The 24,143-nt window shown below is 70.2% G+C and carries 22 protein-coding genes and 1 pseudogene; 10 read left to right on the forward strand and 13 right to left on the reverse strand.

Annotation, left to right across the window (positions count from 1 at the left end):
* The first annotated feature begins 6 nt into the window (after positions 1-6).
* The 3 genes from EIZ44_RS20605 to EIZ44_RS20615 all read left to right on the forward strand — a co-directional run bounded on the left by EIZ44_RS20605 (position 7) and on the right by EIZ44_RS20615 (position 3,215).
* Positions 7-798 carry a tryptophan 2,3-dioxygenase gene (locus tag EIZ44_RS20605; protein WP_037817470.1) on the forward strand — a complete coding sequence of 264 codons (792 nt, stop codon included), beginning with the start codon at positions 7-9 and terminating at the stop codon, positions 796-798.
* Positions 795-1,994, forward strand: coding sequence for a kynureninase (locus EIZ44_RS20610; RefSeq protein WP_134730534.1), 1,200 nt, complete (start codon positions 795-797; stop codon positions 1,992-1,994). Before EIZ44_RS20605 ends, EIZ44_RS20610 begins: the two co-directional genes overlap by 4 nt.
* 147 nt (positions 1,995-2,141) lie before the next feature.
* Complete coding sequence (locus EIZ44_RS20615; protein ID WP_037817468.1) at positions 2,142-3,215, forward strand: Glu/Leu/Phe/Val dehydrogenase dimerization domain-containing protein; 1,074 nt, start codon at positions 2,142-2,144, stop codon at positions 3,213-3,215.
* Between the two features lie 621 nt (positions 3,216-3,836).
* Here EIZ44_RS20615 and EIZ44_RS20620 read toward each other — a convergent pair.
* From EIZ44_RS20620 to EIZ44_RS20630, 3 genes are all read right to left on the reverse strand, one after another.
* Entirely contained in the window at positions 3,837-4,022 is a 186-nt protein-coding gene (locus EIZ44_RS20620) for a DUF5302 domain-containing protein (protein WP_037820589.1), read from the reverse strand.
* A gap of 71 nt (positions 4,023-4,093) precedes the next feature.
* Complete coding sequence (locus tag EIZ44_RS20625) at positions 4,094-4,510, reverse strand: hypothetical protein (protein ID WP_134730535.1); 417 nt, start codon at positions 4,508-4,510, stop codon at positions 4,094-4,096.
* A gap of 93 nt (positions 4,511-4,603) precedes the next feature.
* Complete coding sequence (locus tag EIZ44_RS20630) at positions 4,604-5,470, reverse strand: alpha/beta fold hydrolase (RefSeq protein ID WP_134730536.1); 867 nt, start codon at positions 5,468-5,470, stop codon at positions 4,604-4,606.
* Positions 5,471-5,539: 69 nt separating this feature from the next.
* On the opposite strand from EIZ44_RS20630, the gene EIZ44_RS20635 reads away from it, so the two are divergent.
* A complete protein-coding gene (locus EIZ44_RS20635) occupies positions 5,540-6,250 on the forward strand; it encodes a TetR/AcrR family transcriptional regulator (RefSeq protein WP_037820595.1) in 711 nt (236 codons plus the stop codon).
* A 204-nt stretch (positions 6,251-6,454) separates the two neighbouring features.
* On the opposite strand, the gene EIZ44_RS20640 is transcribed toward EIZ44_RS20635, so the two are convergent.
* From EIZ44_RS20640 to EIZ44_RS20665, 6 genes are all read right to left on the reverse strand, one after another.
* The gene (locus EIZ44_RS20640) at positions 6,455-7,084 is read right to left on the reverse strand and encodes a TetR/AcrR family transcriptional regulator (RefSeq protein ID WP_037715077.1); all 630 of its coding nucleotides are present in this window, start codon (positions 7,082-7,084) and stop codon (positions 6,455-6,457) included.
* Between the two features lie 106 nt (positions 7,085-7,190).
* Positions 7,191-8,885: a flavin monoamine oxidase family protein gene (locus EIZ44_RS20645; RefSeq protein WP_134662496.1), complete on the reverse strand. Its 1,695-nt coding sequence runs from the start codon at positions 8,883-8,885 to the stop codon at positions 7,191-7,193.
* A complete protein-coding gene (locus tag EIZ44_RS20650; protein ID WP_134730538.1) occupies positions 8,882-9,658 on the reverse strand; it encodes a carbon-nitrogen hydrolase family protein in 777 nt (258 codons plus the stop codon). Before EIZ44_RS20650 ends, EIZ44_RS20645 begins: the two co-directional genes overlap by 4 nt.
* Positions 9,655-11,040: an amino acid permease gene (locus EIZ44_RS20655; RefSeq protein WP_037820601.1), complete on the reverse strand. Its 1,386-nt coding sequence runs from the start codon at positions 11,038-11,040 to the stop codon at positions 9,655-9,657. The genes EIZ44_RS20650 and EIZ44_RS20655 overlap by 4 nt, the downstream gene beginning before the upstream one ends.
* Before the next feature lie 884 nt (positions 11,041-11,924).
* Complete coding sequence (locus EIZ44_RS20660; RefSeq protein ID WP_134730540.1) at positions 11,925-13,190, reverse strand: sensor histidine kinase; 1,266 nt, start codon at positions 13,188-13,190, stop codon at positions 11,925-11,927.
* Positions 13,191-13,195: 5 nt separating this feature from the next.
* Positions 13,196-13,879 (reverse strand): response regulator transcription factor, encoded by a 684-nt coding sequence (locus EIZ44_RS20665; protein ID WP_037820604.1) that lies wholly within the window; start codon positions 13,877-13,879, stop codon positions 13,196-13,198.
* A gap of 91 nt (positions 13,880-13,970) precedes the next feature.
* Between EIZ44_RS20665 and pip the strand changes: the two are divergent.
* The 4 genes and pseudogenes from pip to lpdA form a co-directional block, all read left to right on the forward strand.
* Positions 13,971-14,909, forward strand: a pseudogene (pip, locus tag EIZ44_RS20670) (prolyl aminopeptidase); the annotation flags it as partial.
* 75 nt (positions 14,910-14,984) lie between these two features.
* Complete coding sequence (locus EIZ44_RS46280; protein ID WP_439098613.1) at positions 14,985-15,389, forward strand: nitroreductase family deazaflavin-dependent oxidoreductase; 405 nt, start codon at positions 14,985-14,987, stop codon at positions 15,387-15,389.
* Between the two features lie 55 nt (positions 15,390-15,444).
* The gene (locus tag EIZ44_RS20675) at positions 15,445-16,224 is read left to right on the forward strand and encodes a lysophospholipid acyltransferase family protein (RefSeq protein ID WP_078870824.1); all 780 of its coding nucleotides are present in this window, start codon (positions 15,445-15,447) and stop codon (positions 16,222-16,224) included.
* A gap of 191 nt (positions 16,225-16,415) precedes the next feature.
* Positions 16,416-17,801, forward strand: coding sequence for a dihydrolipoyl dehydrogenase (gene lpdA, locus EIZ44_RS20680; protein ID WP_037820608.1), 1,386 nt, complete (start codon positions 16,416-16,418; stop codon positions 17,799-17,801).
* Here the strand turns inward: lpdA and EIZ44_RS20685 are convergent.
* Positions 17,791-18,291 carry a GNAT family N-acetyltransferase gene (locus tag EIZ44_RS20685; RefSeq protein ID WP_037820653.1) on the reverse strand — a complete coding sequence of 167 codons (501 nt, stop codon included), beginning with the start codon at positions 18,289-18,291 and terminating at the stop codon, positions 17,791-17,793. The genes lpdA and EIZ44_RS20685 overlap by 11 nt on opposite strands.
* Before the next feature lie 37 nt (positions 18,292-18,328).
* The gene (locus EIZ44_RS20690; protein WP_238604947.1) at positions 18,329-19,522 is read right to left on the reverse strand and encodes an MFS transporter; all 1,194 of its coding nucleotides are present in this window, start codon (positions 19,520-19,522) and stop codon (positions 18,329-18,331) included.
* 163 nt (positions 19,523-19,685) lie between these two features.
* Here EIZ44_RS20690 and EIZ44_RS20695 point away from each other — a divergent pair, with 163 nt between their 5' ends.
* Positions 19,686-21,587, forward strand: coding sequence for a S8 family peptidase (locus EIZ44_RS20695; RefSeq protein WP_134730545.1), 1,902 nt, complete (start codon positions 19,686-19,688; stop codon positions 21,585-21,587).
* Between the two features lie 45 nt (positions 21,588-21,632).
* Here EIZ44_RS20695 and EIZ44_RS20700 read toward each other — a convergent pair whose 3' ends face one another.
* The gene (locus tag EIZ44_RS20700) at positions 21,633-22,265 is read right to left on the reverse strand and encodes a class I SAM-dependent methyltransferase (RefSeq protein ID WP_134730547.1); all 633 of its coding nucleotides are present in this window, start codon (positions 22,263-22,265) and stop codon (positions 21,633-21,635) included.
* A gap of 58 nt (positions 22,266-22,323) precedes the next feature.
* Here EIZ44_RS20700 and EIZ44_RS20705 point away from each other — a divergent pair, with 58 nt between their 5' ends.
* The gene (locus EIZ44_RS20705) at positions 22,324-23,061 is read left to right on the forward strand and encodes an SDR family oxidoreductase (RefSeq protein ID WP_037370137.1); all 738 of its coding nucleotides are present in this window, start codon (positions 22,324-22,326) and stop codon (positions 23,059-23,061) included.
* On the opposite strand, the gene EIZ44_RS20710 is transcribed toward EIZ44_RS20705, so the two are convergent.
* Positions 23,045-24,076 (reverse strand): SDR family oxidoreductase, encoded by a 1,032-nt coding sequence (locus EIZ44_RS20710; RefSeq protein ID WP_134730549.1) that lies wholly within the window; start codon positions 24,074-24,076, stop codon positions 23,045-23,047. The two genes, EIZ44_RS20705 and EIZ44_RS20710, sit on opposite strands and share 17 nt — an antisense overlap.
* Positions 24,077-24,143: the final 67 nt, after the last annotated feature.

Below are 24,143 nucleotides of genomic sequence, written 5' to 3' on the forward strand. Positions count from 1 at the left end.
AACCCGATGACCGGAACCGACGACACCCAGGCCGCACTCAGTTACACGTCCTATCTGGCCCTCGACGAGGTGCTCGGCGCCCAGCGCCCGCGCTCGGACGAACACGACGAACTGCTGTTCATCGTGATCCACCAGGTCTACGAACTGTGGTTCAAGCAGATCCTGCACGAGGCCGAGTTCCTGCAGGAAAGCCTCGAAGCGGGCAAGACCGCGCATTCGATCCGCACGCTGCGCCGCATCCTGACCGTGCTGAAGGTGGTGGTCGCGCAGATCGACGTGCTGGAGACGATGACGCCCAGCCAGTTCACCAGCTTCCGCGCCCGCCTCGACGCTTCGAGCGGTTTCCAGTCCGGCCAGTTCCGCGAACTGGAGGCGGTGCTCGGCCGCCGCGACGAGCGCGTCTTCGCGCACTACCCGGACGGCGGCGAGCAGCGCACCCGGATCGCCGACGCGATGCGCCGCCCGTCGGTGTTCGACTCGTTCCTGACGTATCTGTCCGGAAAGGGCTATCCGGTCGCCACCGACCGCGACGTGACCCGTCCGCTGGAGCCGTCGCCGGAACTGCAGGAAGTGCTGCTGAAGGTCTACCAGGACGACGGCGGCCCGTCGGTGCTCGCCGAGGCGCTGGTCGACCTCGACGAGGGCCTGCAGGAATGGCGCTACCGGCACGTGAAAATGGTCGAACGCACGATCGGAGACAAGACCGGCACCGGCGGTTCGTCCGGCGCGGCCTACCTGCGCACCACGCTGTTCAACCCGATGTTCCCGGACCTGTGGGCCGTCCGGAGCCGGTTGTGAGCACAGTGGAGTCCTTGCGCGCCAAGGAAAACGCACTCGCCCCGCACTATTCGCGGTTCCGCGTCGCCGACCGGCTGCTGCTGTCCGCGCATTCGCACCAGGCCTGGCCGGACGTCGCCGAGGAGGGGCTGCGCGAAGCGTTCGCCGACGCCGCGGAGGAGGTGGACGAGAAGTGGGGCCGGGCGTTCGCGAAGGCAGGCGAGCTGCGGAACGGGTTCCGGCAGTGGCTGTCCGATCCGCACGGCGACTACGCGCTCGGCCAGAACACGCACGAACTCGTGCTGCGGTTCCTGTCCGCGATCGAGCTGCGGAAGCGGCCGCGATTGGTGACCACGGACGGGGAATTCCACACGCTGCGCCGCCAGCTCACCCGGTTGGCCGAGGAGGGCGTCGAGGTCGTCCGCGTGCCCGCCGCGCCGGTCGCGACGCTGGCCGAACGGCTCGCCGAGCAGGTCGACGACCGCACTGCCGCGGTGCTCACGTCGGCGGTGCTGTTCGAGACGTCGTGGATCGTGCCGGGCCTCGCGCATCTGGCTGACACGTGCCGGAGCCGCTCGGTCGAGCTGGTCGTCGACGCGTACCACGCGGTCGGCGCGGTCCCGTTCTCGTTGCACGACCTCGGCCTCACCAACGCGTGGGTGCTCGGCGGCGGCTACAAGTACCTGCAGCTCGGCGAGGGCAACTGCTTCCTGCGCCTGCCCGCGCACGCCCAGGAGCTGCGCCCGGTGATTACCGGCTGGTACGCGGAATTCGGCGCCCTCGCCGACGACCGCCGGCCGGACGAAGTCGCGTACGCACCCGGCGGCGACCGGTTCGCCGGAGCCACTTACGACCCGTCGAGCCACTACCGCGGTGTACGAGTGCAGCAATTCTTCGCCGAGCAAGGACTCACCGCCGAGTTCCTGCGCGAGGTTTCGCAGCACCAGGTCGGCCTGCTGGCCGGCTGCTTCGACAGCCTCGGCCTGCCGGACGACGTCGTCACCCGCGACCGCGAGACCCCGCTCGACGGCATCGGCGGCTTCCTCTCGCTGCGCAGCCCGGTCGCCGGGCAGCTGTGCGAACGCCTGTCCGCGCGCGGCGTGCGGACCGACAGCCGGGGCCATTACCTCCGGTTCGGACCCGCGCCGTACCTGTCGGATGAACAGCTCGAGACCGCGATTTCCACGCTTCGGGAAGCTGTCGCGGATCTGGGGTGAAGCTCCCGGGATGCGGGTGGTGGCCCGGAGAACGGCGAAGTAGGTTGACGGTGTGCACTGCGGGACGGGCAACCCCCGTTCCCCGGTGCGCACCGTTCACACATTTGCGCGGCCACGAGCCGCGTGGGAGACAAAGGAGTCACCACCGTGACCGAAGGCGTGTTCGGCCGTCACACCGGCCATGAACAAGTCGTGTTCTGCCACGACGAGGCCAGCGGGCTGAAAGCCATCATCGGCATCTACTCCACCGCTCTGGGCCCGGCCCTCGGCGGCACCCGGTTCTACCCCTACGCCACTGAGGACGCCGCCCTCGACGACGTTCTCGCGCTCTCCAAGGGAATGGCGTACAAGAACGCACTAGCCGGCCTCGACCTCGGCGGCGGCAAAGCCGTCATCATCGGCGACCCGAACACGCTGAAGTCCGAAGCGCTCCTGCGCGCGTACGGCCGCTTCGTGGAATCGCTCGGCGGCCGCTACATCACCGCCTGCGACATGGGCACGTACGTCCGCGACATGGACGTGGTCGCCCGCGAAACCCGGCACGTCACTGGACGTTCCCCTGAGGACGGCGGGGCAGGCGACTCCTCGGTGCTCACTGCTTTCGGCGTGTACCAGGGAATGCGCGCGTCCGCCGACCAGGTCTGGGGCGTACCCGAACTGACCGGCCGCCGCGTCGGCGTCGCAGGTGTCGGCAAGGTCGGCCACATCCTCGTCGGCCACCTCGTCGAAGCCGGCGCGCACGTGGTGATCACCGACGTCGCGCCCAGCGCGGTGGAACGCACCCGAGCGGCGTACCCCGGGGTCGAGGTGGTGTCCGATGTGGACGCCATGATCGGGACCGAATTGGACGTCTTCGCCCCCTGCGCGATGGGCGGCGTGCTCACCGACGAGACAGTCGCCGCCCTGCGCACGCAAATCGTGTGCGGCGCGGCGAACAACCAACTGGCGCACCCCGGCGTCGACAAGCTCCTGGACGACCGCGGCATCCTCTTCGCCCCCGACTACCTGGTGAACGCGGGCGGCGTCATCCAGGTGGACGACGAACGCCACGGCTTCGACTTCGCCCGCGCCCAGCGCAAAACCGCGGCCATCTTCGACACGACGAAAGCGGTGTACGACCTGGCAAAGGACGACGGCGTACCGCCCGCCGCCGCTGCCGACCGCCTGGCCGAACGCCGGATGACCGACGTCGGCCGCCTGCGCTCGATCCTCACGGTGTAGCTCGGCCGAGTACGTGAGGGGAACCCCCACGGAACCAGATTCCTTCAGGGTTCCCCTCACGACCCACCACCCGGTACGTGAGGGGCCCCTTCACGGACTTGGATTCCCTCAAGGAGCCCTTCACGGCCCGCCACCCGCGCTCGCTCGCCCGGGATGCGCCCGCCCGCCTTGCGCTCGACGGAATGCGCCCGCCCGGGCTCGCCCGGGATGCGCTCGCTCTCCCCGCGCTCGCCGGAATGCGCCCGCCCACCCCGTGCTTGCTCGCCCGCGCAAGTCCGGGATGCGCGCGCTCGCCGGAATGCGCTCGCCCGCCCCGCGCTAGCCCGACCTGAGCTCGCCAGGATGCGCCCCAATGCGGCATTGGGTGCATCCCACGCACCGAACGCCACATTGGGTGCATCTGACGCACCCAATGCCACATTGGGGCGCTAGCCCCGCCCACCCAACCGCAGCCAACACACCCGACGAGCGAGGCACCCACACCACCCCCGCACCCCGATACGAAGCCAAAACACGGGCGGAGGGTGCTTGTCAAGGCATCTTTCCCGCCTTGACAAGCACCCTCCGCCCGTAGTCACAATCAAGCTTCGGGGTGCCCCACGCCACCCTCAGGAACGGCGATCAGCCGCTCTTCCGCCGAAACGTCCGCTTGTTCGCCGCGGGCCCGTGCGCGTGCTGGCTCTGCTGCCCCGCGTTCTCGTGCGCGGCCCCGTCCCGCGCCTTGGCCTGCTTCCGTTCCAGCGCCTCGCGGAACTTCCGCTTGACGTCGCCCTCCCCGTCGCTGGGTGCCGGTTGCGCTTCACTCATGGCTGACCTCCGAAGGTGACGACGTGATACCCCGTCAGCCTGGCACCCTTCCCGCACCTTGGCGAGCCATTTCAGAGTGACGCCACCCGGCGGTGGCTCGATTCGACCGCCTTCCGCGGCACCGGCACGACAGCTTCCGCGACCACCGGAGGATCCCGCCGGACCGCGCGCCATCCAGCACCGGCAGCGAGCCCGAACCCGGCCGCACCAGCCAAGATCACCGCGACCCAGCCGGTCGCCGCGGTGAAAACTAGGGTCCCGGCTCGGCTGTAGACGAAGCCGGAAAGCACCGCCCAGCCCACTATCGCCGCGCCGCCCGCCGCGAGGGGAGTCGTGATCACTGCCACTGCACCGACCGCGAGCGCGACGGCCGCCACGGCATAACCGGGATGCGCGGGCGCGAGCTTCGCCGCGATCGCAGCTGCCACCACCGCCACGCAACCGAGCGGGAAACCGAATCCGCCAGCCAGCCGTCCGTCAATACGCATGCCCCATGGCACCTCGCGCGGGCGCGTAAGGGAGGGCGCGCGGACAGGTTCCGTACGCTCCGGAGCGAGGTATTGACGGCTTCTTGACCCCGGTCAGGCGCGGGCGGCCGCGCGGACGATCGCCGCCACGATCTCCGGCCACAGCGGCTCCGGCAGGTCGTGCCCCATGCCCGGGACGATGACCAGTTCCGCGTCCGGGATCGCCGCCGCGGTCGCCTTCCCGCCGCTGACGTCGATCATCACGTCGGAGTCGCCGTGCAGCACGACGGTCGGCACCCGGACGTCGTGCAGTCGTTCAGTGCGATCGCCCGACGCGACCACGGCGGCGGCCTGCCGCTGCATCCCGACCGGATGCCGTCCCCGGTCGTAGTTCCGGGTTGCCTTGCGCCGCAGGTATTCCTCGGTGGCCGGATAGCCCGGCGACCCGGTCACCCGGTAGTTCGCGACGCTCAGCTCGATCTGCTCCTCGCGCGTTTCCGGAGCCGGCTTGGTGAGCGTTTCCAGCGCGGCGGGCGAGACCTGGCCGACCGACGGGTCGCCGGTCGTCGACATGATCGAGGTCAGGCTCAGCAGCCGGTCCGGGTGGTCGATCGCCAGCTGCTGCGCGACCATTCCGCCCATCGAGGCGCCGACGACGTGCGCCTTCGCGAAACCGAGCGCGTCGAACAGCCCGACGACGTCGTCCGCGAGGTCCGAGAGCAGGTACGGCGCCGGGGCCGTGCCCGCCATGATCCCGGCGAGGTCCGGCGCGCCGAGTTCGTCGAACCAGGTGGACAGGCCCGCGTCGCGGTTGTCGAAGCGCACCACGTGGAAGCCGCGGCTCGCGAGCAGCTCGCAGAAACCCTCCTCCCAGGTGATCATCTGGGCGCCGAGTCCCATCACCAGCACGATCGGCGGCGCGGCCGGGTCGCCGAACGTGTCGTACTCGAGTTCGAGGCCGTTGGCCTGTGCGCGTGGCATGCCCCGATCATGCCGCAGCGCGGAACCGCGTGTGGCCGAGCCGGGCGGTCGCCGGTTACGGTGCACGCCATGCCGACTTCGCGTGCCGGACAGCGCGCCCGGTCCCGTTCCGCCGCCGGGCTGCCCGCGGTCACCGCGAAGAAGGTGATCGACGCGGCGGTGAAGCTCACCGTCGAACGCGGCCTGGAGAACTGGACGCTGCGGCAATTGGCCGCCGCGATCGGGGCGTACCCGGCGGTCGTCTACCACCACGTCGGGGACCGCGACGCGGTCGTGTGCGCGGTGCTCGACCGGGTGGTCGGCCAGCTGCGGCTGCCCGACGAGAAGCTGGACTGGCAGGAGTGGTTCGTCGAACTGCTGACCGGTCTGCGCGAGGTGCTGCGCAAGCACCCGGGCACGGCGCGCCGGATGGCGTCGTTCGGCCCATCGGTCGCCGCGGCCACGCCCACGGTGGACCGCGGCGTCCGGATGCTGTTGGACGCGGGCTTCGGCGACGAGAGCGCGCTCGCCTACACGATGCTCACCACCACCGCGTGCCAGTACGTCGCGCTGGAGGACGACCGGGACTGCAGCCTCGGCCTGCGCCTGGACAACACCGAGGAGTACGCCTCCTACCACGACCGCGAGGACCTGCCCGGGATGGCCGCGCACGGCCGCGCGATGCGGGAGCTGCTCGCCGACCCCGCGGCCGCCGCCGGTTACCATCCGCAGCTGTTCGACTTCGCGATCCGCAGCTGCCTGGACGGGCTCACGTGCCGATTGGCCCGGTTGCGCGGCTGAAATTCGCGAAATTGCCCGGCCGGGGCGTCCGCGCTGGGCCGTCCGCGTGGTCGTGGTGAAAAGTCGGGCTGTCGCCGCGCCGACCGACACCGATTCGACGCCTTCCCGGCGTAGCGTGGACAGCTACCGGGGGCCTCGCCTCCGGAAGGGGCCCCCGGCACTTTCCTCCCCCCTCGTGGTGCCGGGGGTTCTCCTTCCGGTACGTCAGTGCTGGGGCGGGTGCTGGATCGCGGGGAAGACCTGGCCGACCACGGTCACGAGCGACATGGTCAGCAGCGTGTGCACCTGGCGCCGGTCCAGCGAGCGGTGCACGAGCCATTCGCGGCCCGCCGCCTTCACCATGCCGGCGAACGCGCGCACCGCCGCGTTCAGTTCCTCGCCGTGCGCGCTGTCGCGGGACAGCCCGACCGCCTCCAGGACGCGGTCGGCGGACGCGCGGTCGGCCTCGGCGACGATCCGGTCCACCTCCGGGTCGCGGCCGATGCCCTCCGGCGCGATCGCGGCGAGCCACAGCTTCTCCTGCCCGCGCACCATGTCGAGCAGCCAGTCGATGGCGGCGTCCGCGCGTACTTCCAGCGGGCCGTCCGGCAGAATCTGCACCGCAATCCGTGGCACGGTAAGCGCGCGCCGAACGATTTCGAGGTACAACTCCCTTTTCGTTCCGAAATAATGATTGATCAGTCCGCGGGCCACGCCTGCCTCGGCCGCGATGTCCGAAGTGGACACTTCCGAATACGGTCGTTCGCCGAACAGCCGCGCCGCACAGGCGTAGATCTGCTCTTTGCGTTCGTCCGGTTCGAGTCGCCGCCACTTCGGCGCCGGATCGGTGCTCATGGCATCAGTTTGGCATGATCGGTTCAGTAAGGCGGAACAGCCGGGCGGAATGTCGCGGCGGAAACACGTTCGGCTGCTACCGCGCGGTATGGGTTGACGGCTTTGCTCAGTCCGGGAGTTCGATCGGCGCGAGGTCCGCGAAACGGTCGCCGGGGCCGGGATTCGCCGGATCGCTCGTGCCGCCGAAGTGCCGCTGCACGCCCCATACCGCGTTGAGCGCGGTCTGCACCGCGCCCTCGGCCCAGCCCGCCGTCCACGAGATGTCGTCGCCCGCAAGGAACAAACCGCGATAGCGCTCGGGCAGTGAATCCTGCACGAAATGCGTGAAAAGCCGGTGCTGGTACCGGTAATGCCCGGGCAGGTTCGCCTTGAACGCGCCCATGAAATGCGGTTCGGCCTCCCACGACACGGTTACCGGGTCGCCGACGATGTGCCGCCGCACGTCGACGCCGGGGTAGATCTCGCGCAGCGACTGCAGCATCACCTCGACGCGGTCGGACACGCTGAGCGGCAGCCACTTCAGCGAATCGTCGGCCCACGTGTAGGACAGGCAGATCACCGCGGGCCGGTCCGGGTCGTCGCCGAGAAGATAGGTGCCGCGCGGCATCCGGTCGGTCAGCGTCATGCTCATCGTGTCGCGGCCGGTGACCGGGTCGCGGTCGAGCCAGAACGGGCGGTCGACCGGCACGAACACCTTGGAGGAGGCCATGTAGTGGGTGCGCTCGATGGCCGTCCAGTGGTCGATCGGGAACAGCGCCTCGTCGCATTCGATCTTCGACAGCAGCATCCAGCTCTGCGCGGTGAACACCGCCGCGCCGAACGTGCGGATGTGGCCGGAGGCGTCGGTGACGGTGATGTTGTTCGGCGCGGTGCGGTGCAGTCGCGTGACCCCCGGCCGCGGCGCGCCGTTTTCGTGCAGGGAAGCCAGATTCGTCCCGGACGGCCAGTGCGCGAGCTTCTCCGGGACGTGCTCCCACAGCCGTTTCGGGAGCTGCCCGCTGCCGCCGACGATGCTGCGGTGCTCGTCGTCCGCGCCGGTATAGACGACCCGGAGGATTTCCAGAATCGAGTTCGGGAAGTCGGTGTCCCAGCCGCCGGTGCCGAATCCGACCTGGCCGAAGATCTCGCGATGTTGGAACGAGGAAAACGCCGGGGAATCGCACAGGAATCCGTAGAAGGTCTGGTTGTCGAGCCGGGGCACCAGCTCGTTCCAGATCTTTTTCACCGTCGCGACGTCGCGATTGCGGATCGCGGTCTGCATCTCGGCGAACGAGGCGTGTTCATCGAGCGTGCGTTGCCATGCCCGCGCCACTTCGCCGTACACGTCGGGCAGATCTTCGGGCGTGCGCGCGTAATGGCTGCGGCCCTTGAGATCGACGACGGTGCTCGGCGTGGCGGGGGAAAGCGGGTTCGGGAACGGCGTGGTTTCCAGCCCGGCCTTGGCGATGTAGTGGAACAGCGACGTCGACGACGGCGGGAACCGCATCGCGCCCATCTCGGCGACCACGTCGTCGGGCAGCCCGGGGAAGCGGTGCGTGCGCAGCCGCCCGCCGATGCCGTCGATCTCGTAGACGACCGGCCGCAGCCCGAGCTTCATCAGCTCGTAGGCGGCCACGATGCCGGAAAGGCCGCCGCCGATCACCGCGACCTCGGTGCCGTGCGCCTGCTCCGGCACGCTGCCGAGCCCGGCCGGATGCGCGAGGTAGTCGTCGTAGGCGAACGGGAAATCGGGGCCGAACATGGTGATCGGCCGGCCGGCGGGTTCCTCGGCGTGGATCGCGGCGGGAACTGCGGAGGTCATGCCCGGGGTCCTTCGGTGAGAGAGCGGTACAGCGACGGCCGTCGGTCGGCCAGGTACGGGGTTTCGGCTCGCGCCTGGGCGAGCACAGCGGGGTCGAGCTCGGCGAACAGAAGCTCTTCGTCCGGCCCAGCCTTCGCGACGACTTCATCCGGCGACGCGACCGTCGAGCGTCCGCAGTAGGTGAGTTCGCCTTCGGTGTCGCAGCGGTTCGCGTACACGAGGAACAGCTGGCTTTCGTGCGCACGAACCGGAATGAGCAGGTCGGCGATGCGCTCGTACGGCCGCATCAGCGCGGTGGGCACGAGCAGCAGTTCGGTACCCGCGAGCGCGTGCGCGCGGACCAGCTCGGGGAACTCGACGTCGTAACAGATCAGCAGACCGGCGCGGAGACCGTTGAAATCGGCCTGCACCACCGGCTCGTCACCGGGCGAGAACTGGTCGCGGTCGAGATCGCCGAACAGATGCGTCTTGCGGTAGTTCGCGAGCCGTTCCCCTTGCGCGGACAGCAATTGCGCCGAGTTGTACACCGCGTCGCCGGCGCGCTCGGGATAGCCGTAGACCACCGCGATCTGGTGCTTGGCGGCCAACGCGCCCAACTCGGCGGCTCGCGGTCCATCCGCTGGTTCGGCCAGCTCCCCGACGGCTTTCGCGCCGATGTTGTAACCGGTCGTGCCCATCTCGGCAGTCACGATCAACTCGGCACCGCGCTCCGCCGCGGCCGCCATCGCCTCGGGCAGCTGGTCGAACGGTCCCTGGTGGACAGCGATGATCATCGGACGCCTTCCGCGAGCCGCGAGCGACGGATGCTGTAGCCGAAGTAGATGACGAGCCCGACCAGCATCCACGCGCCGAACACGACCCAGGTCGCCCCGTCGAGGCTGAACATCATGTACGCGCAGCAGGCCATCCCGATGATCGGCGTGACCGGCGAGAACGGCACCCGGAACGTGCGCTGCGCCTCGGGACGGCGTTTGCGCAGGATCAGCACGGCGACGTTGACCAGCCCGAACGCGAACAGCGTCCCGATGCTGGTGGCGTCGGCGAGCTTGCCGAGCGGGATGAACGCGGCGAGCAGCGCGACGAACCCGGACACCACGAAGGTGTTGGTGCGCGGCACGCCGGTTTTCTCGTGCACGGTGGACAGCGACTTCGGTACGAGCCCGTCGCGCGACATGGCGAAGAGGATCCGCGTCTGTCCGTACAGGACGGTCAGCACGACGCTGGAGGTCGCCACGATCGCACCGATCGCGAGCAGGATCGCCCAGAGCGGGTTCCCCGAGATCGTGGCGAGCACGTGCGACAGCGCGGCCTGCTTGTCGCCGAACTGCTGCCAGGGCATCGCACCGATCGCCGCGACCGCGACGAGGCAGTAGAGAACGGTCACGATGCCGAGCGACAAGAGAATTGCGCGCGGCAGGTCGCGCTGCGGGTTGCGCGCCTCCTCGCCGGCCGTGGAAGCGGCGTCGAACCCGATGTAGGAGAAGAACAACTTCGCTCCGCCCGCGCTCACCCCGGCCATCCCGAGCGGCACGAACGGCGTGAAGTTCTGAGCCCGGATCGCGGTGAACGCGATGGCGCAGAACAGGATCAGCGTGCCGATCTTCACCACGACCATGATCGCGTTGGCCCGCGCGCTTTCCTTCGCGCCGGCCAGCAGCAGCACCATCGCCAGCAGCACCACGACGATCGCCGGGATGTTGACCAGCCCGCCGTCGCCCGGAGGCCCGCTGAGCGCTTCCGGCAACGTGACGCCGAAGGCCAGGTGCAGCAGTTCGTTGACGTACTGCCCCCACCCGACCGCGACTGACGCGACGGAGACGCCGTACTCCAGCACCAAACACCAGCCGCACACCCAGGCGACCAGCTCGCCGAGCGTCGCGTACGCGTAGGAGTACGAGGAGCCGGAGAGCGGGATCATGCCCGCCAGCTCGGCGTAGGAAAGCGCGGAGAACAACGCGGTGATCCCGGCCAGCACGAACGAAACCACGACCGCGGGCCCGGCCACCGGAACGGCCTCGCCGAGCACGACGAAGATCCCGCTGCCCAGGGTGGCCCCGATGCTGAGCATGGTGAGCTGACTGAGCCCGAGCGTCCGCTTGAGCGGCCCGTGATCAGCCTCGGCCACCAAATCGGTGACCGGCTTGCGGCGCAGCATGGCCGTGCCGAGCCTCCCGCGCGCAGAAGTGGGACTGGTGCTCACCGGGCGGCTCCTAGCGATTGATTGTGACGCCACTGTCGACTTCGAGCCACGGTATCGATCGAAAATTGCCCCGAGAACCGAGATGTGTTGTGGATTGCTGGCGGTGACAGGTGATTCATTGCGCTCTCGGGGTCGGTTTCTGCGGGGTTGCTGCTGGGGGTGGGCGGGGTTGCGGGCCGCCGATGACTGTAAGTGATCGGGGTGCGGGGTCTGGGGTGGCGGGTTTGTTTGCGCAGTTCAGGGCTGGGTTAGCGGGAGTTGCTCGGGATGAGGCTGAGGAGGATGCAGGGCCGGGCGGTTGCTCGAGGCCCCTGCTGGGCGGCCGTGGGCGGCGGGCCGGGGGTGGGCATCGCTGGGGCGGCCGTGGGTGGTGGGCCGGGGTGGGCATGGCTGGGGCGGCTGTGGGCGGCGGGCCGGGGTGGGCATCGCTGGGGCGGCCGTGGGCGGCGGGCCGGGGGTCGGCATCGCTGGGATGCGGGCGGGGCCGTCGTCGTGGCTGCGGCCCCTCGCACGGGGCCGGGGAAGTGAATGAAGCTGGGCCGCGGGTGCCGTGGCGCGTGCCCGCGTGCTGCTTGGCGGAGGTGTCCGGAGTGATGGGCGGGGCTGGGTTGCGGTTCCGGCGGATCGGGGCCAGTTCCGTGATCGGGGCTGGTCGCGGGGGCGGGCGAGGAATTCTGCGGTCAGTGGCGGCGGGTGAGGCGCGCGGTGTTGCCTGGCGGTGAGCGGGGAGAGCGGCACCCAGTCGTCTGCCGGCGTGCGGATCTTGGCGAGGAGGGCTACTGCTCCGGCCGCATGCCGCGGACGCTGCGAGAGAGCAAGCACCGCCCGGCACGGGCTGGTCAGGAGGCGGGAGCTTCCGGAAGCAGCAAGGTGAACGTCGGCGGATTGGGGCGCGACAGGCGCAACCGGCCGCCCTCGGCTTCGGCCAGGCTTCTCGCCAGGCGGAGGCCGATGCCGTGCCCGCCGGGGGTGTGGTCGGAGAACGGGTCTCGTTCGCCCAGGTCCGGGCCTTCGTCGACGACGTCCACGGCCAGGGCGCCGCCGGCGTCTCGGGCTCGGACGGTGATGGTTCCTTCGCCGTGGTTCACCGCGTTGTCCAGCAGGACGGCCAGCACCTGCCGCACCGCGGGGGCCGACGCGCGGACTGGGGGCGGGTCGGTGATCTCCAGGCGCAGTTCGCGGTGGTCGGGCAGCGGGACGTCGGTCAATTCCGCCAGGAGGGCGGAAAGGTCCAGCTCGTCGCGAGGGGTGCGGCGTTCCCGGGACAGCGCGAGCAGGTCTTCGACGGTCCTTTCCAAGCGGTCGGCGGCGGTGATTCCGGCGCGCACGGCCGCGTACGGGTCTCGGCCGGGGGTTTCCAGCGCGGATTCCAGTTGCAGGCGCAGTCCGGCCAGCGGGGTGCGGAGCTGGTGCGAGGCTTCGGCGGAGAAAGCGCGTTCCCGTTCCAGGGTTTCGCCGATGCGGGTCGCGGTGACGTCCAGGGCGGCGCCGACGCGGTCGATCTCCGGGATCGCCGAACGCCGGGACCGGGCGGAGAAGTCGCCTTCGCCTAGCCGGGCCGCCGTGCAGGCCAGGTCTTCCAGCGGACGGGTCAGCCGGGCGGCGATCCGGCGGGCCACCAGCCAGCTCGCGAGCACCGCGCCGATCGCGCAGCCGGCCATCACCAGCCAGGTGATGCCGACGTCGCGGGTCAGCGCCGAGCGGGGGAGCGCCGCGCGCACGATGCCGGTGAGCCGGGCGCCGGTCAGCACCGGGACGGCCAGCACGTCCTCGTCGCCGACCTTCTGGTTCAGCATGTCGCTGCGGGTCACGGCGACCCCGCGCACGACGTCGTCCGCGGTGGGCGGGCCCTCCCCGGCGAGGAGGTGGCCCTTCGGGTCGTAGACGCCGACCTCCGCGCCGTCCTCGTTGTCCGGGATCTGGAAGCGCTCGCCGGCGGCGAGCGCGTCGGACACGACGACGGCTGTCCCGTCGGCGGCCCGCTCCAGCGCGGCCGTGGTGTGCGTGCGGAAGTACCACAGCGCACCGACGGCGAGCGGCAGCCCGAACAGGCTCGTGGCCAGGACCGCCGCGAGGACGGTGAGCGTCACGATCCGGCGGCGCACCCCGTTCAGTCCCCCTCTAACCGGTATCCGTGCCCGCGCAGGGTGGCGATCCTCGGCACCTCGTACGGCGACTCGGCGGCCGAGGCGAGCTTGCGGCGCAGCGCGGCGATGTGCACGTCGAGCGTCTTGGTGGAGCCGTGCCAGTGCGAATCCCACACGTCCGACATCAGCGTGTCCCGGCTCACCGCCTGCCCCGGCTGGACGGCCAGCCGAGCGAGCAGGTCGAACTCGCGTGCCCGCAGCACGACCTCGCGGCCGTTCAGGCTGACCCGCCTGCTCGCGATGTCGACCTCCAGCGCGCCGATCCGGACGACCGGCGTCGACGGCGCGGCGGGCGCTCCCCGGCGGAGGTGCGCGCGCACCCTGGCGAGCAGTTCGGCCAGCCGGATGGGCTTGGTGAGGTAGTCGTCGGCGCCAGCTTCGAGCCCGACCACGACGTCCATTTCGTCCGCCCGCGCGGTAAGGATCACCAGCACCGCGCCCGGCAGGGCCGAACGCAGCCGCCGGCACACCTCGACGCCGTCGACGTCCGGGAGGCCCAGGTCCAGCAGCACGAGATCGGCCGCCGTCTCGCGCAGCGCGCTCCGGCCGTCCCGGCACCATTGCACTGTGTGGCCGTGCCCGCGCAGCGCGGAGTCGAGGACGCTGCCGATCGCCGCGTCGTCCTCCACCACCAGTACCTTCGCCATGCGGGAAGCCTAACCGGAGCATCCCGGCCGCGTCCGCACGTCCACAGTGGACCCCCAGCGGGACGCGGCCGAGGTCGGGCATAGTGGCTGCATGCTCGGTCTGTACCCGGAACTCGATCCGTACGACCACGGGATGCTGCCGGTCGGCGACGGCAACACGCTGTATTGGGAGGAATGCGGCAATCCCGAAGGCAAACCGGTCGCGTTCCTGCACGGCGGGCCCGGGGGCGGCGCGTCCGCGCGGCACCGGCGGCTGTTCGACCCGGAGCGCTACCGGATCGTGCTGTTCGACCAGCGCGGCTGCGGCCGGAGCACGCCGCACTGCAGCGAACCGGACGTCGACCTCTCGGTGAACACGACCTGGCACCTGGTGTCCGACATGGAGCAGCTGCGCGAGGACCGCGGCATCGACCGCTGGCAGCTGTTCGGCGGCTCGTGGGGCAGCGTGCTCGCGCTCGCCTACGCCGAGACCCATCCGGAGCGGGTGACCGAGCTGATCCTGCGCGGTGTCGCGACGCTCCGGCTCAAGGAAGTGCAGTGGCTCTTCGGCGGGGGCGCGGCGTGCGTGTTCCCGGAGGCGTGGTCGCGGTTCCTCGCGCCGGTGCCGTACGCGCGCCGCGGCGGCGACCTGCTCGAGGTGTACCACGAACTGCTGAATCACCCGGACCCCAAGGTGCACGGGCCCGCCGCGCTCGCGTGGAGCCGGTGGGAGGGCGAGACGGTGAAGTTCACCCCGCGGGAAGAGGTGGTGGCGGCGTTCGCCGAGCCGGAGTTCGCGCTCGCGATCGCGCGGATCGAGAACCACTACTTCCGCCACGGCGGCTGGCTCGCCCCGGACCAGCTGATCCGCGGGGCCGGGAAGCTGTCGGGCATCCCGTGCGTTCTGGTGCAGGGCAGGTACGACGTGGTCACTCCCGCCACCACCGCCTGGGAACTCGCGCAGGTGCTGCCGGGCGCCGAGCTGAAGATGATCGGCGACGCCGGGCACGCCTTCGACGAACCGGGCACGCTGCACGAGCTGATCAGCGCGACCGACCGGTTCGCGGCAGGGTGGGAGGGCAGGTCCGGGCTGTCGAGCGCGGAAGTCGAACGAAAGGAAATCCGCATGCTGTTCGGTGACGAGCACGTTCGCCGTTACGAGGAGACCGACGGGGAGGTCGGGCACGACTGGCAGGAGGGCGTGCCGACGCTGGTGCTCACCACGAAGGGGCGCAAGACCGGGCAGGACCGCAAGTTCGCCCTGATCTACCAGGAGGACGACGGCAACCCGGTGATCGTCGCGTCGAAGGGCGGCGCGCCGAACCACCCCGGCTGGTACCTGAACCTGCAGGAGAACCCCGAGGTCCGCGTGCAGGTGCGGGCGGACAAGTTCACCGCGCGCGCCCGGACCGCGACCGGCGAGGAACGCGCCCGGCTGTGGGACAAGCTCGCCGCGGTGTGGCCCGCCTACAACGACTACCAGAAGAAGACCGACCGCGAGATCCCCGTGGTGGTGCTCGAGCGGGTGTGATTCCCGCCGCGTCCTGAGGTCGCGCGGCACCGAACCGGAGCGTCTTCCGCTACGAATGACGCTCATGGCGCTGCGCACCCGGACCCGGGACCACTGGACCCCGCTCGAAGGGGAGCTGCTCGGCTTCCGCGGCATGCAGAGGTACGGCAGGCGCTTCGCCCGCTCCGGACGGGGCGCCTGGTACCACTTCGCGATCGAGGTCGTGTGGCAGCTGCTCGCCCTCACGAGCCGCTTCCGCGTGCGCGGCGCGCGGAACATCCCGCAATCGGGCGGGGTCGTGGTGGCTTCCAACCACCTGTCGAACGCCGACCCGACGACGCTCACCGCCTTCTGCCTCGGCTCCGGCCGGGTGCCGCGGTACCTGGCGAAGGCGAGCCTGTGGAACGCCCCGGTGATCAAGTCGGTGATGCGTTCGGGCAAGCACATCCCGGTCCACCGCGGCGCGCCGACCGCCGCGGGCGCGTACCGCGACGCCGTCGCCGCGGTGCGGGCGGGCGAATGCGTCGCGATCTTCCCGGAGGCCGGGCTCTCCGCGCACCCGGACGGCTGGCCGGCGAAGGGCAAGACCGGCGCGGCGCGCATCGCGCTGGAGACCGGCGTGCCGGTGATCCCGGTCGCGAACTGGGGCACGCACGAACTGCTGCCCGCCGGTTCCTGGTTCCCGCGCGTGCTGCCGCGGCGGAAGATCGAATTCGTCGCCGGCGAGCCGGTGGACCTCGCCGACCTGCGCGGGCGGGAGCTGACCAGGGACGTGCTGGAGGAGGCGACCGCGCGGATCATGACCGCGGTGACCGAGCTGCTCGCCGGGATCCGGGGCGTGCGCCCGCCTGTCTGACCGGCGGACTCCGCGGTACCCGCGGGTGCCACTGTGGACGATCCGGTTGCACTGGAAAAGGTTTCGCCGCGGATCAGACGGCGGAGGACACGCCGCAGCAGCGGGCGGGCCGCCCAGGACGAGCGGCGGCCGGGCGGAAAGCGGGCGCCGTCACGCCGCCCCGAGCGGGCGCGGGAGGTAGTTTCAACGGTATGAGCGCAGACTATGACGTGGTGGTCCTCGGGGCCGGAGTCGGTGGGTACGTCGCGGCGATCCGGGCTTCGCAGCTGGGCCTGAGCGTGGCGGTCGTGGAAGAGAAGTACTGGGGCGGGGTGTGCCTCAACGTCGGCTGCATCCCTTCGAAGGCGCTGCTGCGCAACGCCGAGCTCGCGCACACGGTGAAGGAGGAGGCCAAGACCTACGGCATCTCCTCCGACGGGGAGATCCGGTTCGACTACGCCGCGGCGTACGAGCGCAGCCGCAAGGTCGCGGACGGGCGCGTCAAGGGCGTGCACTTCCTGATGAAGAAGAACAAGATCACCGAGTACAACGGGCGCGGCACCTTCGTGGACGCCAACACCCTCGAGGTCAACGGCGAGCGCATCACCTTCACCTACGGCATCATCGCCACCGGCGCGACGGCCCGGCTGCTGCCGGGCACGCAGCGCAGCGAGCGCGTGGTCACCTACGAAAAGCAGATCCTCGAAAGCGAGCTGCCGGGCAGCATCGTGATCGCCGGGGCAGGCGCGATCGGCGTCGAGTTCGCCTACGTGCTGCGCAACTACGGCGTGGACGTGACGATCGTCGAGTTCCTCGACCGGATGGTGCCGCTCGAGGACGCCGAGGTGTCGGCCGAGCTGGCCAAGCGCTACCGCAAGCTGGGGATCAAGGTGCTGCTGGGCACCAAGGTCGAGTCGATCGACGACTCGGGAGCCAAGGTGGCAGTGACCGTGTCGAAGGACGGCGAGCAGCAGGTGCTCGAGGCCGACAAGGTGTTGCAGGCCATCGGGTTCCGGCCGAACGTGGAGGGCTACGGCCTGGAGAACACCGGCGTCGAGCTGACCGAGCGCGGCGCGATCGCGATCGACGGCCGCGGCCGGACGAACGTGCCGCACCTGTTCGCGATCGGCGACGTGACGGCGAAGCTGATGCTGGCGCACGCGTCGGAGTCGATGGGCATCGTGGCGGCGGAGACGATCGCCGGCGCGGAGACCATGGAACTGGACTTCGTGATGATCCCGCGCGCGACCTACTGCCAGCCGCAGATCGCGAGCTTCGGCTGGACCGAGGAGCAGGCGCGCGAGAAGGGCTTCGACGTGCAGGTGTCGAAGTTCCCGTTCACGGCCAACGGCAAGGCGCACGGCCTCGGCGACGCGGCGGGCTTCGTGAAGGTGCTGAGCGACGCGAAGTACGGCGAACTGCTCGGCGCGCACCTCATCGGCCCGGACGTCACGGAGCTGCTGCCGGAGCTGACGCTGGCGCAGCAGTGGGACCTTACGGTGCACGAGGTTTCGCGCAACGTGCACGCGCACCCGACACTGGGCGAGGCGGTGAAGGAAGCGGTGCACGGACTGGCTGGTCATATGATCAACTTCTGATTCCTCGACGGTCGCCCTGGCCCGCGGTGGTTTCGCGGTCCGGGGCGCTGTCGTTTCCGGACAGGGAGAACACCAGTTCCGGCCGGGACCACGAGATCTTCGGCGGTTTCGGCGGGACGGTCCCGATCTGCCGGGCGCCCATGCGTTCGTAGAACTTCACCGCGGGCGGATGCGACACCACGCGCACCTCGGTCAGCCCGTTTTCCGCTGCCAGCTCGAGGACTCGCTGCACGAGCCGGGCACCGAGCCCGGTTCCCTGCGCTTCGTCGGCGACGAACAGCAGGTCCAGTTCCGCGTCGGCGAGCGCGGCGAAACCCACTGGCCCGGACGGGCCCCGGGCGACCAGAACCTGGTGCTGGCGCAGGTAATCCGGCGTGACGGCGTATCCCTCCAGGATCGAGGCGTACTGGCCTTGGTAGGCCGACGAGGCGTGCATGAGGTCGGTGAGCGCGGCGGCGTCGGCAGCGGCCGCGCGGTCGATCTTGAACATGGCAGCCACGGTAACCTGCACCACCGACAAAAACTGATCATCGGCTCCGGCGGGCGGGCAACGCGGCGGCGCTGAGCAGACAGAGCACGGCGCCGATCCCCAGCGAGAAGCGCACGCCGACCACTCCGGCGGCGATCCCGCCGAGGGTGATGAAAATGGGTTTGGCGGTGCGGGTTCCGGTGGACCAGGCGGTGAGTGTCCGCGTCAGGACGGTGTCGTCGATCAGCGACAGCCGGTACGCCGAATAGGTCGGGTTGAAGATGCCCGCCACCAGCAACAGCCCGAAGTCCGCGGCGATCAGCAGAACGACTCCGGCCGGTCCGGGAAAGGCGAACGGAGCGGCGAGCAGCCACGGAGTACGCGCGAAACTGGTCCAGAGCAACACTTTCCGCGCGCCGTACCGGGAGCTGAGCGTCGGCGCGAGCCGCGCGCCGAGTAGCCCGCCAAGGCAGGGAACGCCGAGCACCAGCCCGTATTCCCAAGGCGCGAAGCCGAGATCCCGCAACATCAGCACGGTTTGCAGCGGCGTGACCCAAAGAACCGCGCCGCTGAACAACACGGAGTTGAAGAACAGCGGCCGCAGTTCAGGGCTGCGCAGCAGGAAACGCCATCCGTCGGTGAATCCGCGGCGAGCGGGCCCGGAAGCAACCGCAGGCGGTGGTTCCGGCGTACGCAGACGACGGATTCCGAGTGCGGACAGCAGAAACGAGAACGCGTCGATGAGCATCGTCGCGGTCGCGCCCAATCCACTGATCAAGACGCCGCCCAAGGGTGGGCCGGCCGACCAGCAGACCCAGTCGGTGCTTTCGAAGCGGCTCAAGGCGACAGCCCGTTCGTCCGGCGCGACAAGGGCTTTGAGGTGTGCGCCGCTGGCTGCGGAAAAGATGACGGCCGCGGTGGCGACGACGATGTCGACCGCATAGAGCTGCGGCATGGTCAGCACGTGCAGCGCAGCCGCCAGCGGCACGCTCGCCAGCGCGGCACAGCGGATCAGGTCTCCGGTGATCATCGCGGGACGCTTCCGGGCGAATTCGACGCGAGGCCCGAGCGGGAAAGCGAGGACCGCGCTGGCGGCGGCCGAGATGGCGGTGATCAGGGAAACCTGCCACGCGGGAGCGTCGAGCACGAGCACCGCGACGAGTCCGAGGGCACCCGCGCCGACCGTGCTGCCTGCCGTGCTGATCGCGTACGCAGCCCACAGCCGCGCGAAATCCCTCCCCAGGTTCGCCACGAGAGCAGAGTGCCAGCTCCGCTTCGGGCCGGGAAGCGCCCGTTGACGTCTCACCAGGTGGGCCATCCGGGCAGATACCACTTTGGTCGGTGGTATTGGCCGCGGTCGCTATTTAGATTCACGTGACCACAGTGGGTGGCCGGGGGCGAGGACAGGAGTTGTCATGAGAAGAACGAGCCGGGTAGCCGCGTATTCGGTGCCCCTCGCGGTCGGGGTGGTGCTCGCCGGGAGCGGGGTCGCCGTCGCGCAGCCGTCGGCGGCGGACGCGGCGAACGCGCGCGCTGGGACGGGGATCAGCGCGTTGCAGGGGATCAAGAAGACCCTCACCCCGGCCGAGCGGAAGCAGTCCAGCCAGCTCGTCGTGGAGAAGCGCCTGCGCGCGGACCGCGGTCTCGCCGCGCTGCTGCCGGATTACCGCACCGGTCTGCCGGTCACCCAGGCCGGCACGGTTTCGGTCGACATCGCCGGTACTGCCGGAGCCGTGATCGCGAAGGCCGTGCGTGCCGCGGGCGGCACCGTCCAGTCCACCTCGTCCAATGGCTCGGTTCGCGCCCAGTTGCCGCTCAACGCGGTGGACCGGATCGCGGCGCGCGGCGACGTCCGCCAGGTCCAGCCCGCGACGCAGGCGATGACCTGGAACGAGCCCGACGCGCAGCGCCGGCAGCTGGCCAAGAAGGCCGTCGCCGCCGTGCAGGTGTCCGAAGGGGACAAGACCCACGGCGCCGACACCGCGCGCACGCAATACGGCGTGAACGGCACCGGCGTGAAGGTCTGCGTGCTTTCCGACGGCGTCAACTCGCTGAAGAAGTCGCAGGACGCGGGCGAACTTCCCGCCGTCGACGTGCTGCCCGGCCAAGCCGGCAGCGGCGACGAGGGCACCGCGATGCTGGAGATCGTCCACGACCTCGCCCCGGGCGCGACGCTCGGTTTCGCGACCGCGTTCACCAGCGAGTCGAGCTTCGCGGACAACATCCGCGCGCTGCGCAGCACCGGCAAGTGCACGGTGATCGTCGACGACGTCGCGTACTTCGACGAGTCGCCGTTCCAGGACACGCAGGTCGCGCAGGCGGTCAACGACGTGACCGCGGCCGGCGCGCTCTACTTCTCCTCCGCGGGCAACTCCGGCAACCTCACCGACGGCACCAGCGGTTACTACGAGGGCGACTTCCGTTCGTCCAGCACCGCGCTGCCGGGCGTCACCGGCACCCCGCACGACTTCGACCCGGGCAGCGGCGTGCAGACGACCGACCCGCTCTCGCCGGGTTCGCTCGGCAGGCCGGTGACGCTGTTCTGGTCGGACCCGTGGGGTCACTCGGCCAATGACTACGACCTGTTCCTGCTCAACGCTTCCGGCGGCGTCGTCGCCTCCAGCGCCAACTCGCAGGACGGTTCGCAGAACCCGTACGAGAGCCTGACCGTGCCGACGTCCGGCTCCGGCTACCGCGTCGCGGTGGTCAAGTACAGCGGCGCGGACCGGTTCTTCGCGCTGAACGTGATCCGCGGCCGGTTCGTCGACTCCGGTTCGCTCAAGGGCTTCAGCACCGCGGGCGTGACCTCGGGCCACTCGGCGGCGGCAGCGGCGTTCTCGGTGGCCGCGGCCCCGGCGGCGACCGCGTTCGGCCGTCCGCTGGAGACCGGCGACCCGGCGAACCCGGCCGGCCCGTACCCGGGCCTGTTCACCTCGGCCAGCAAGTGGGAGCGCTTCACCTCCGACGGCCAGCGGCACGTCTTCTACAACGCCGACGGCACCGAGCTGACCCCGGGCAACGTGTCCTCGACCGGCGGCGCGACCCGCGCGAAGCCGGACATCACCGCGGCCGACGGCGTGGCCACCTCGGTCGCCGGCTTCCAGCCGTTCTACGGGACCTCGGCGGCCGCCCCGCACGCGGCGGCGATCGCGGCGCTGCTGCTGTCCGGCAAGCCGGCCGCGACCCCGGCGGACGTCCGCACCGCGCTGGTGTCGAGCGCGATCGACCTCGGCGCACCGGGATTCGACGCGGTGACCGGCAACGGCGTGATCATGGCGGGTCCGGCGCTGGCCGCGCTGGGCGTGCCGAAGAAGTAGCGGTTGCGGAAAGGGCGGGCTCCTCGACCGGGGAGCCCGCCCTTTTCAGCGTCCGGCGACCAGCAGGTGGAACGCCCTCGGCCCGTCGCCGAGCCGGTCGTGGCGGCGCAGTTCCAGCCCCGCGTCCGCGAGCGCCTTCTCGATCTCTTCCGGCGGCCGCAGCCGGAAACCGTGGCTGGTGAAGGGCATTTCGCGCATCATCGCGGGATCTCCGATGCCGACGACGAACCGGCCGCCGTTCGCGAGCACCCGCGCGACCTCGGCGAACGCGGGCACCAGGTCGGGGATGAAGTAGACGGTGTTGACGGTCAGCGCCGCGTCGATCGTCCCGTCGCCAAGCGGAAGCTCGGCCATTCCGGCCTGGTGCAGCACCAGCCGTCCGGCGGCGAGGTTCTTCGGGAACGTCCGCCGCGCCCGGGCCAGCGCTGTTTCGGAGATCTCCGCGCCGTGCACGGTGCCGCCTTCGGTCGCGCGCAGCAGGAGGTCCAGGCCGAGACCGCCGCCGAAACCCAGGTCCAGCGCGGTTTCGCCGCGGCGGATCTCCAGCGCTTCGACCGCTCCGGTGACCGGCCCGCGGTTGACGTTGTTGAGCAGCCGGACGACAGCCTGTCCGGCCCGGCCCCGCGGATGGCCCAGCTGTTTGGCGAACCCGGCGAGCAGCGTGTCACGTGGTCCCATGAACCCAGTGTGCCGCGATATGGCAACGTGCGGGCGAACGGACTTTTGAGGAGGCGACATGTCGGAGAAGACCGCTGTGGTCACCGGGGCCGGTTCCGGGCTGGGCCGCCGGATCGCCGGAGCGCTGCTCGACGCGGGTTACCGGGTCGCGCTCGCCGGACGTCGCGAGGACGCCCTGCGCGAGACGGCCGGTTCCGCCGAGAACGCGCTGGTCGTGCCCGCGGATGTCGCCGATCCGGCTTCGGTGGAGGCGCTTTTCTCGGCCGTGCGCAGCGAATGGGGCCGGTTGGATCTGCTGGTGAACAACGCCGGGGTGTCGCTCGGCGGCACCGTCGCGGATCTGTCCGTCGAGGACTGGCGGCGCACCGTCGACACGAACCTCACCGGCATGTTCCTGTGCGCGCAGCAGGCCGTGCGGCTGATGCGCGACCAAGACCCCCAGGGCGGCCGGATCATCAACAACGGCTCGATCTCCGCGCACGCGCCCCGTCCGGCGAGCGTCGCCTACACCGCCACCAAACACGCCGTCACCGGTCTCACCCGCTCGATTTCGCTCGACGGCCGCGCCTGGAACGTCGCGTGCGGACAGATCGACATCGGCAACGCGGCCACCGAGATGACCGAGCGGATGGCCGCGGGCATCCCGCAGGCCGACGGGCGGCTCCTGGCCGAGCCGACCTTCGACGCGGGCCACGTCGCCGACGCGGTGCTCTACATGGCGGGATTGCCGCTGGACGCCAACGTCCAGTTCCTCACCATCACCGCCACCACGATGCCGTTCATCGGCCGGGGATGACGTGGTCGCGGCGCAACTCGTCGAACAGCCGGTAGAACATCTGCTCAGTGTCCACATAGGAGTGGAAACCGGCGCGGCGTGACTTCGACGTGTCCGCGAACATGTCGTAGTCCCACGAGAACACGAAGTCGCCGAAGGCCCACGAAGAGACGTCGGCGTACGAAGCAGTGAGGCCGTGCTTCGCCGCCATCTCGGTCCACAGTGGTTCCTTATCGGCCATCACGGTCGTCAGCGGCAGCTGCAACGGCGAAGCGACTTCGAGGTCGAAGTACGCGGCCAGCTTCGGCCACAGCTCTCGCCAGCGGAAGAGGTCACCGTTGGCGATGTTGAACGCTTCGTTCTGACTGGACGTCGCCGCCCACACTGTGCCCTCGGCGAGCAACTGTGCGTCCGTCATCTCCAGCAGGCTGTCGTACGCGCCGGGCTTGCCGGGAAAGCGCAGCGGCAGGCCGAGTTCCTTCGAGATCGACGCGTAGACCGCGATCACGAGCGCGAGGTTCATTGGGTTGCCGAGCGTCGTCCCGCCGACCACGGACGGCCGGATCGCCGACCACGACCAGCCTCCTGCCGCGGCTCGGCGTTCGAGGAACTTCTGCTGGTCCACGTTGAATTCCGGCGGCATGTGCTGTCCGGCGTCGGCCTCGCGGGCGGGAGTCTTGAACGGGCCGAGGTGCGCGCCGTAGACCTTGTAGCCCTGCATCAGGCTGACGTGTTCCAGCGGGCCTTCGTCGAGGCCGTTCACCAGGTTCTCCAGCATCGCGACGTTCGGCGGTACGAGTTCCGCCCACGTCGGCCGGTCCTGGTAGGCGGCGTAGAACAGGTGCGTCGCGCCGACACCGGCCAGCGCCGCCCGGGTGCCCGCCGGGTCGAGCAGGTCCACGGCGAGGCTGCCCGGTCCGCCGCGCCGGGAGAGTCCGAGCACCTCCCAGCCGTCGAGAGTCCGCAGGTGGGAGATGAGTTTCCGGCCGATGATCCCGTTGGCCCCGGCCACGAGGGCCACGCGTGTGCTGCTCATGTCTTCGATCCTGACCTCGCTCGCGCGATGAGTCCAAGGCTTACTTCTCACCGCTTCGATAAACTAT

This window comes from Amycolatopsis nivea (genome assembly GCF_004522235.1).
GTDB lineage: Bacteria > Actinomycetota > Actinomycetes > Mycobacteriales > Pseudonocardiaceae > Amycolatopsis > Amycolatopsis nivea.

What these genes read in the sequence shown, in the direction of transcription:
- EIZ44_RS20605 (WP_037817470.1), top strand. Translation starts at nt 7, where the DNA reads ATGACCGGAACCGACGACACCCAGGCCGCACTCAGTTACACGTCCTAT.
- EIZ44_RS20620 (WP_037820589.1), bottom strand. Translation starts at nt 4,022, where the DNA reads ATGAGTGAAGCGCAACCGGCACCCAGCGACGGGGAGGGCGACGTCAAG.
- EIZ44_RS20625 (WP_134730535.1), bottom strand. Translation starts at nt 4,510, where the DNA reads ATGCGTATTGACGGACGGCTGGCTGGCGGATTCGGTTTCCCGCTCGGT.
- EIZ44_RS20630 (WP_134730536.1), bottom strand. Translation starts at nt 5,470, where the DNA reads ATGCCACGCGCACAGGCCAACGGCCTCGAACTCGAGTACGACACGTTC.
- EIZ44_RS20635 (WP_037820595.1), top strand. Translation starts at nt 5,540, where the DNA reads ATGCCGACTTCGCGTGCCGGACAGCGCGCCCGGTCCCGTTCCGCCGCC.
- EIZ44_RS20640 (WP_037715077.1), bottom strand. Translation starts at nt 7,084, where the DNA reads ATGAGCACCGATCCGGCGCCGAAGTGGCGGCGACTCGAACCGGACGAA.
- EIZ44_RS20645 (WP_134662496.1), bottom strand. Translation starts at nt 8,885, where the DNA reads ATGACCTCCGCAGTTCCCGCCGCGATCCACGCCGAGGAACCCGCCGGC.
- EIZ44_RS20650 (WP_134730538.1), bottom strand. Translation starts at nt 9,658, where the DNA reads ATGATCATCGCTGTCCACCAGGGACCGTTCGACCAGCTGCCCGAGGCG.
- EIZ44_RS20655 (WP_037820601.1), bottom strand. Translation starts at nt 11,040, where the DNA reads ATGCTGCGCCGCAAGCCGGTCACCGATTTGGTGGCCGAGGCTGATCAC.
- EIZ44_RS20665 (WP_037820604.1), bottom strand. Translation starts at nt 13,879, where the DNA reads ATGGCGAAGGTACTGGTGGTGGAGGACGACGCGGCGATCGGCAGCGTC.
- EIZ44_RS46280 (WP_439098613.1), top strand. Translation starts at nt 14,985, where the DNA reads ATGCTGTTCGGTGACGAGCACGTTCGCCGTTACGAGGAGACCGACGGG.
- EIZ44_RS20675 (WP_078870824.1), top strand. Translation starts at nt 15,445, where the DNA reads ATGACGCTCATGGCGCTGCGCACCCGGACCCGGGACCACTGGACCCCG.
- lpdA (WP_037820608.1), top strand. Translation starts at nt 16,416, where the DNA reads ATGAGCGCAGACTATGACGTGGTGGTCCTCGGGGCCGGAGTCGGTGGG.
- EIZ44_RS20685 (WP_037820653.1), bottom strand. Translation starts at nt 18,291, where the DNA reads ATGTTCAAGATCGACCGCGCGGCCGCTGCCGACGCCGCCGCGCTCACC.
- EIZ44_RS20695 (WP_134730545.1), top strand. Translation starts at nt 19,686, where the DNA reads ATGAGAAGAACGAGCCGGGTAGCCGCGTATTCGGTGCCCCTCGCGGTC.
- EIZ44_RS20700 (WP_134730547.1), bottom strand. Translation starts at nt 22,265, where the DNA reads ATGGGACCACGTGACACGCTGCTCGCCGGGTTCGCCAAACAGCTGGGC.
- EIZ44_RS20705 (WP_037370137.1), top strand. Translation starts at nt 22,324, where the DNA reads ATGTCGGAGAAGACCGCTGTGGTCACCGGGGCCGGTTCCGGGCTGGGC.
- EIZ44_RS20710 (WP_134730549.1), bottom strand. Translation starts at nt 24,076, where the DNA reads ATGAGCAGCACACGCGTGGCCCTCGTGGCCGGGGCCAACGGGATCATC.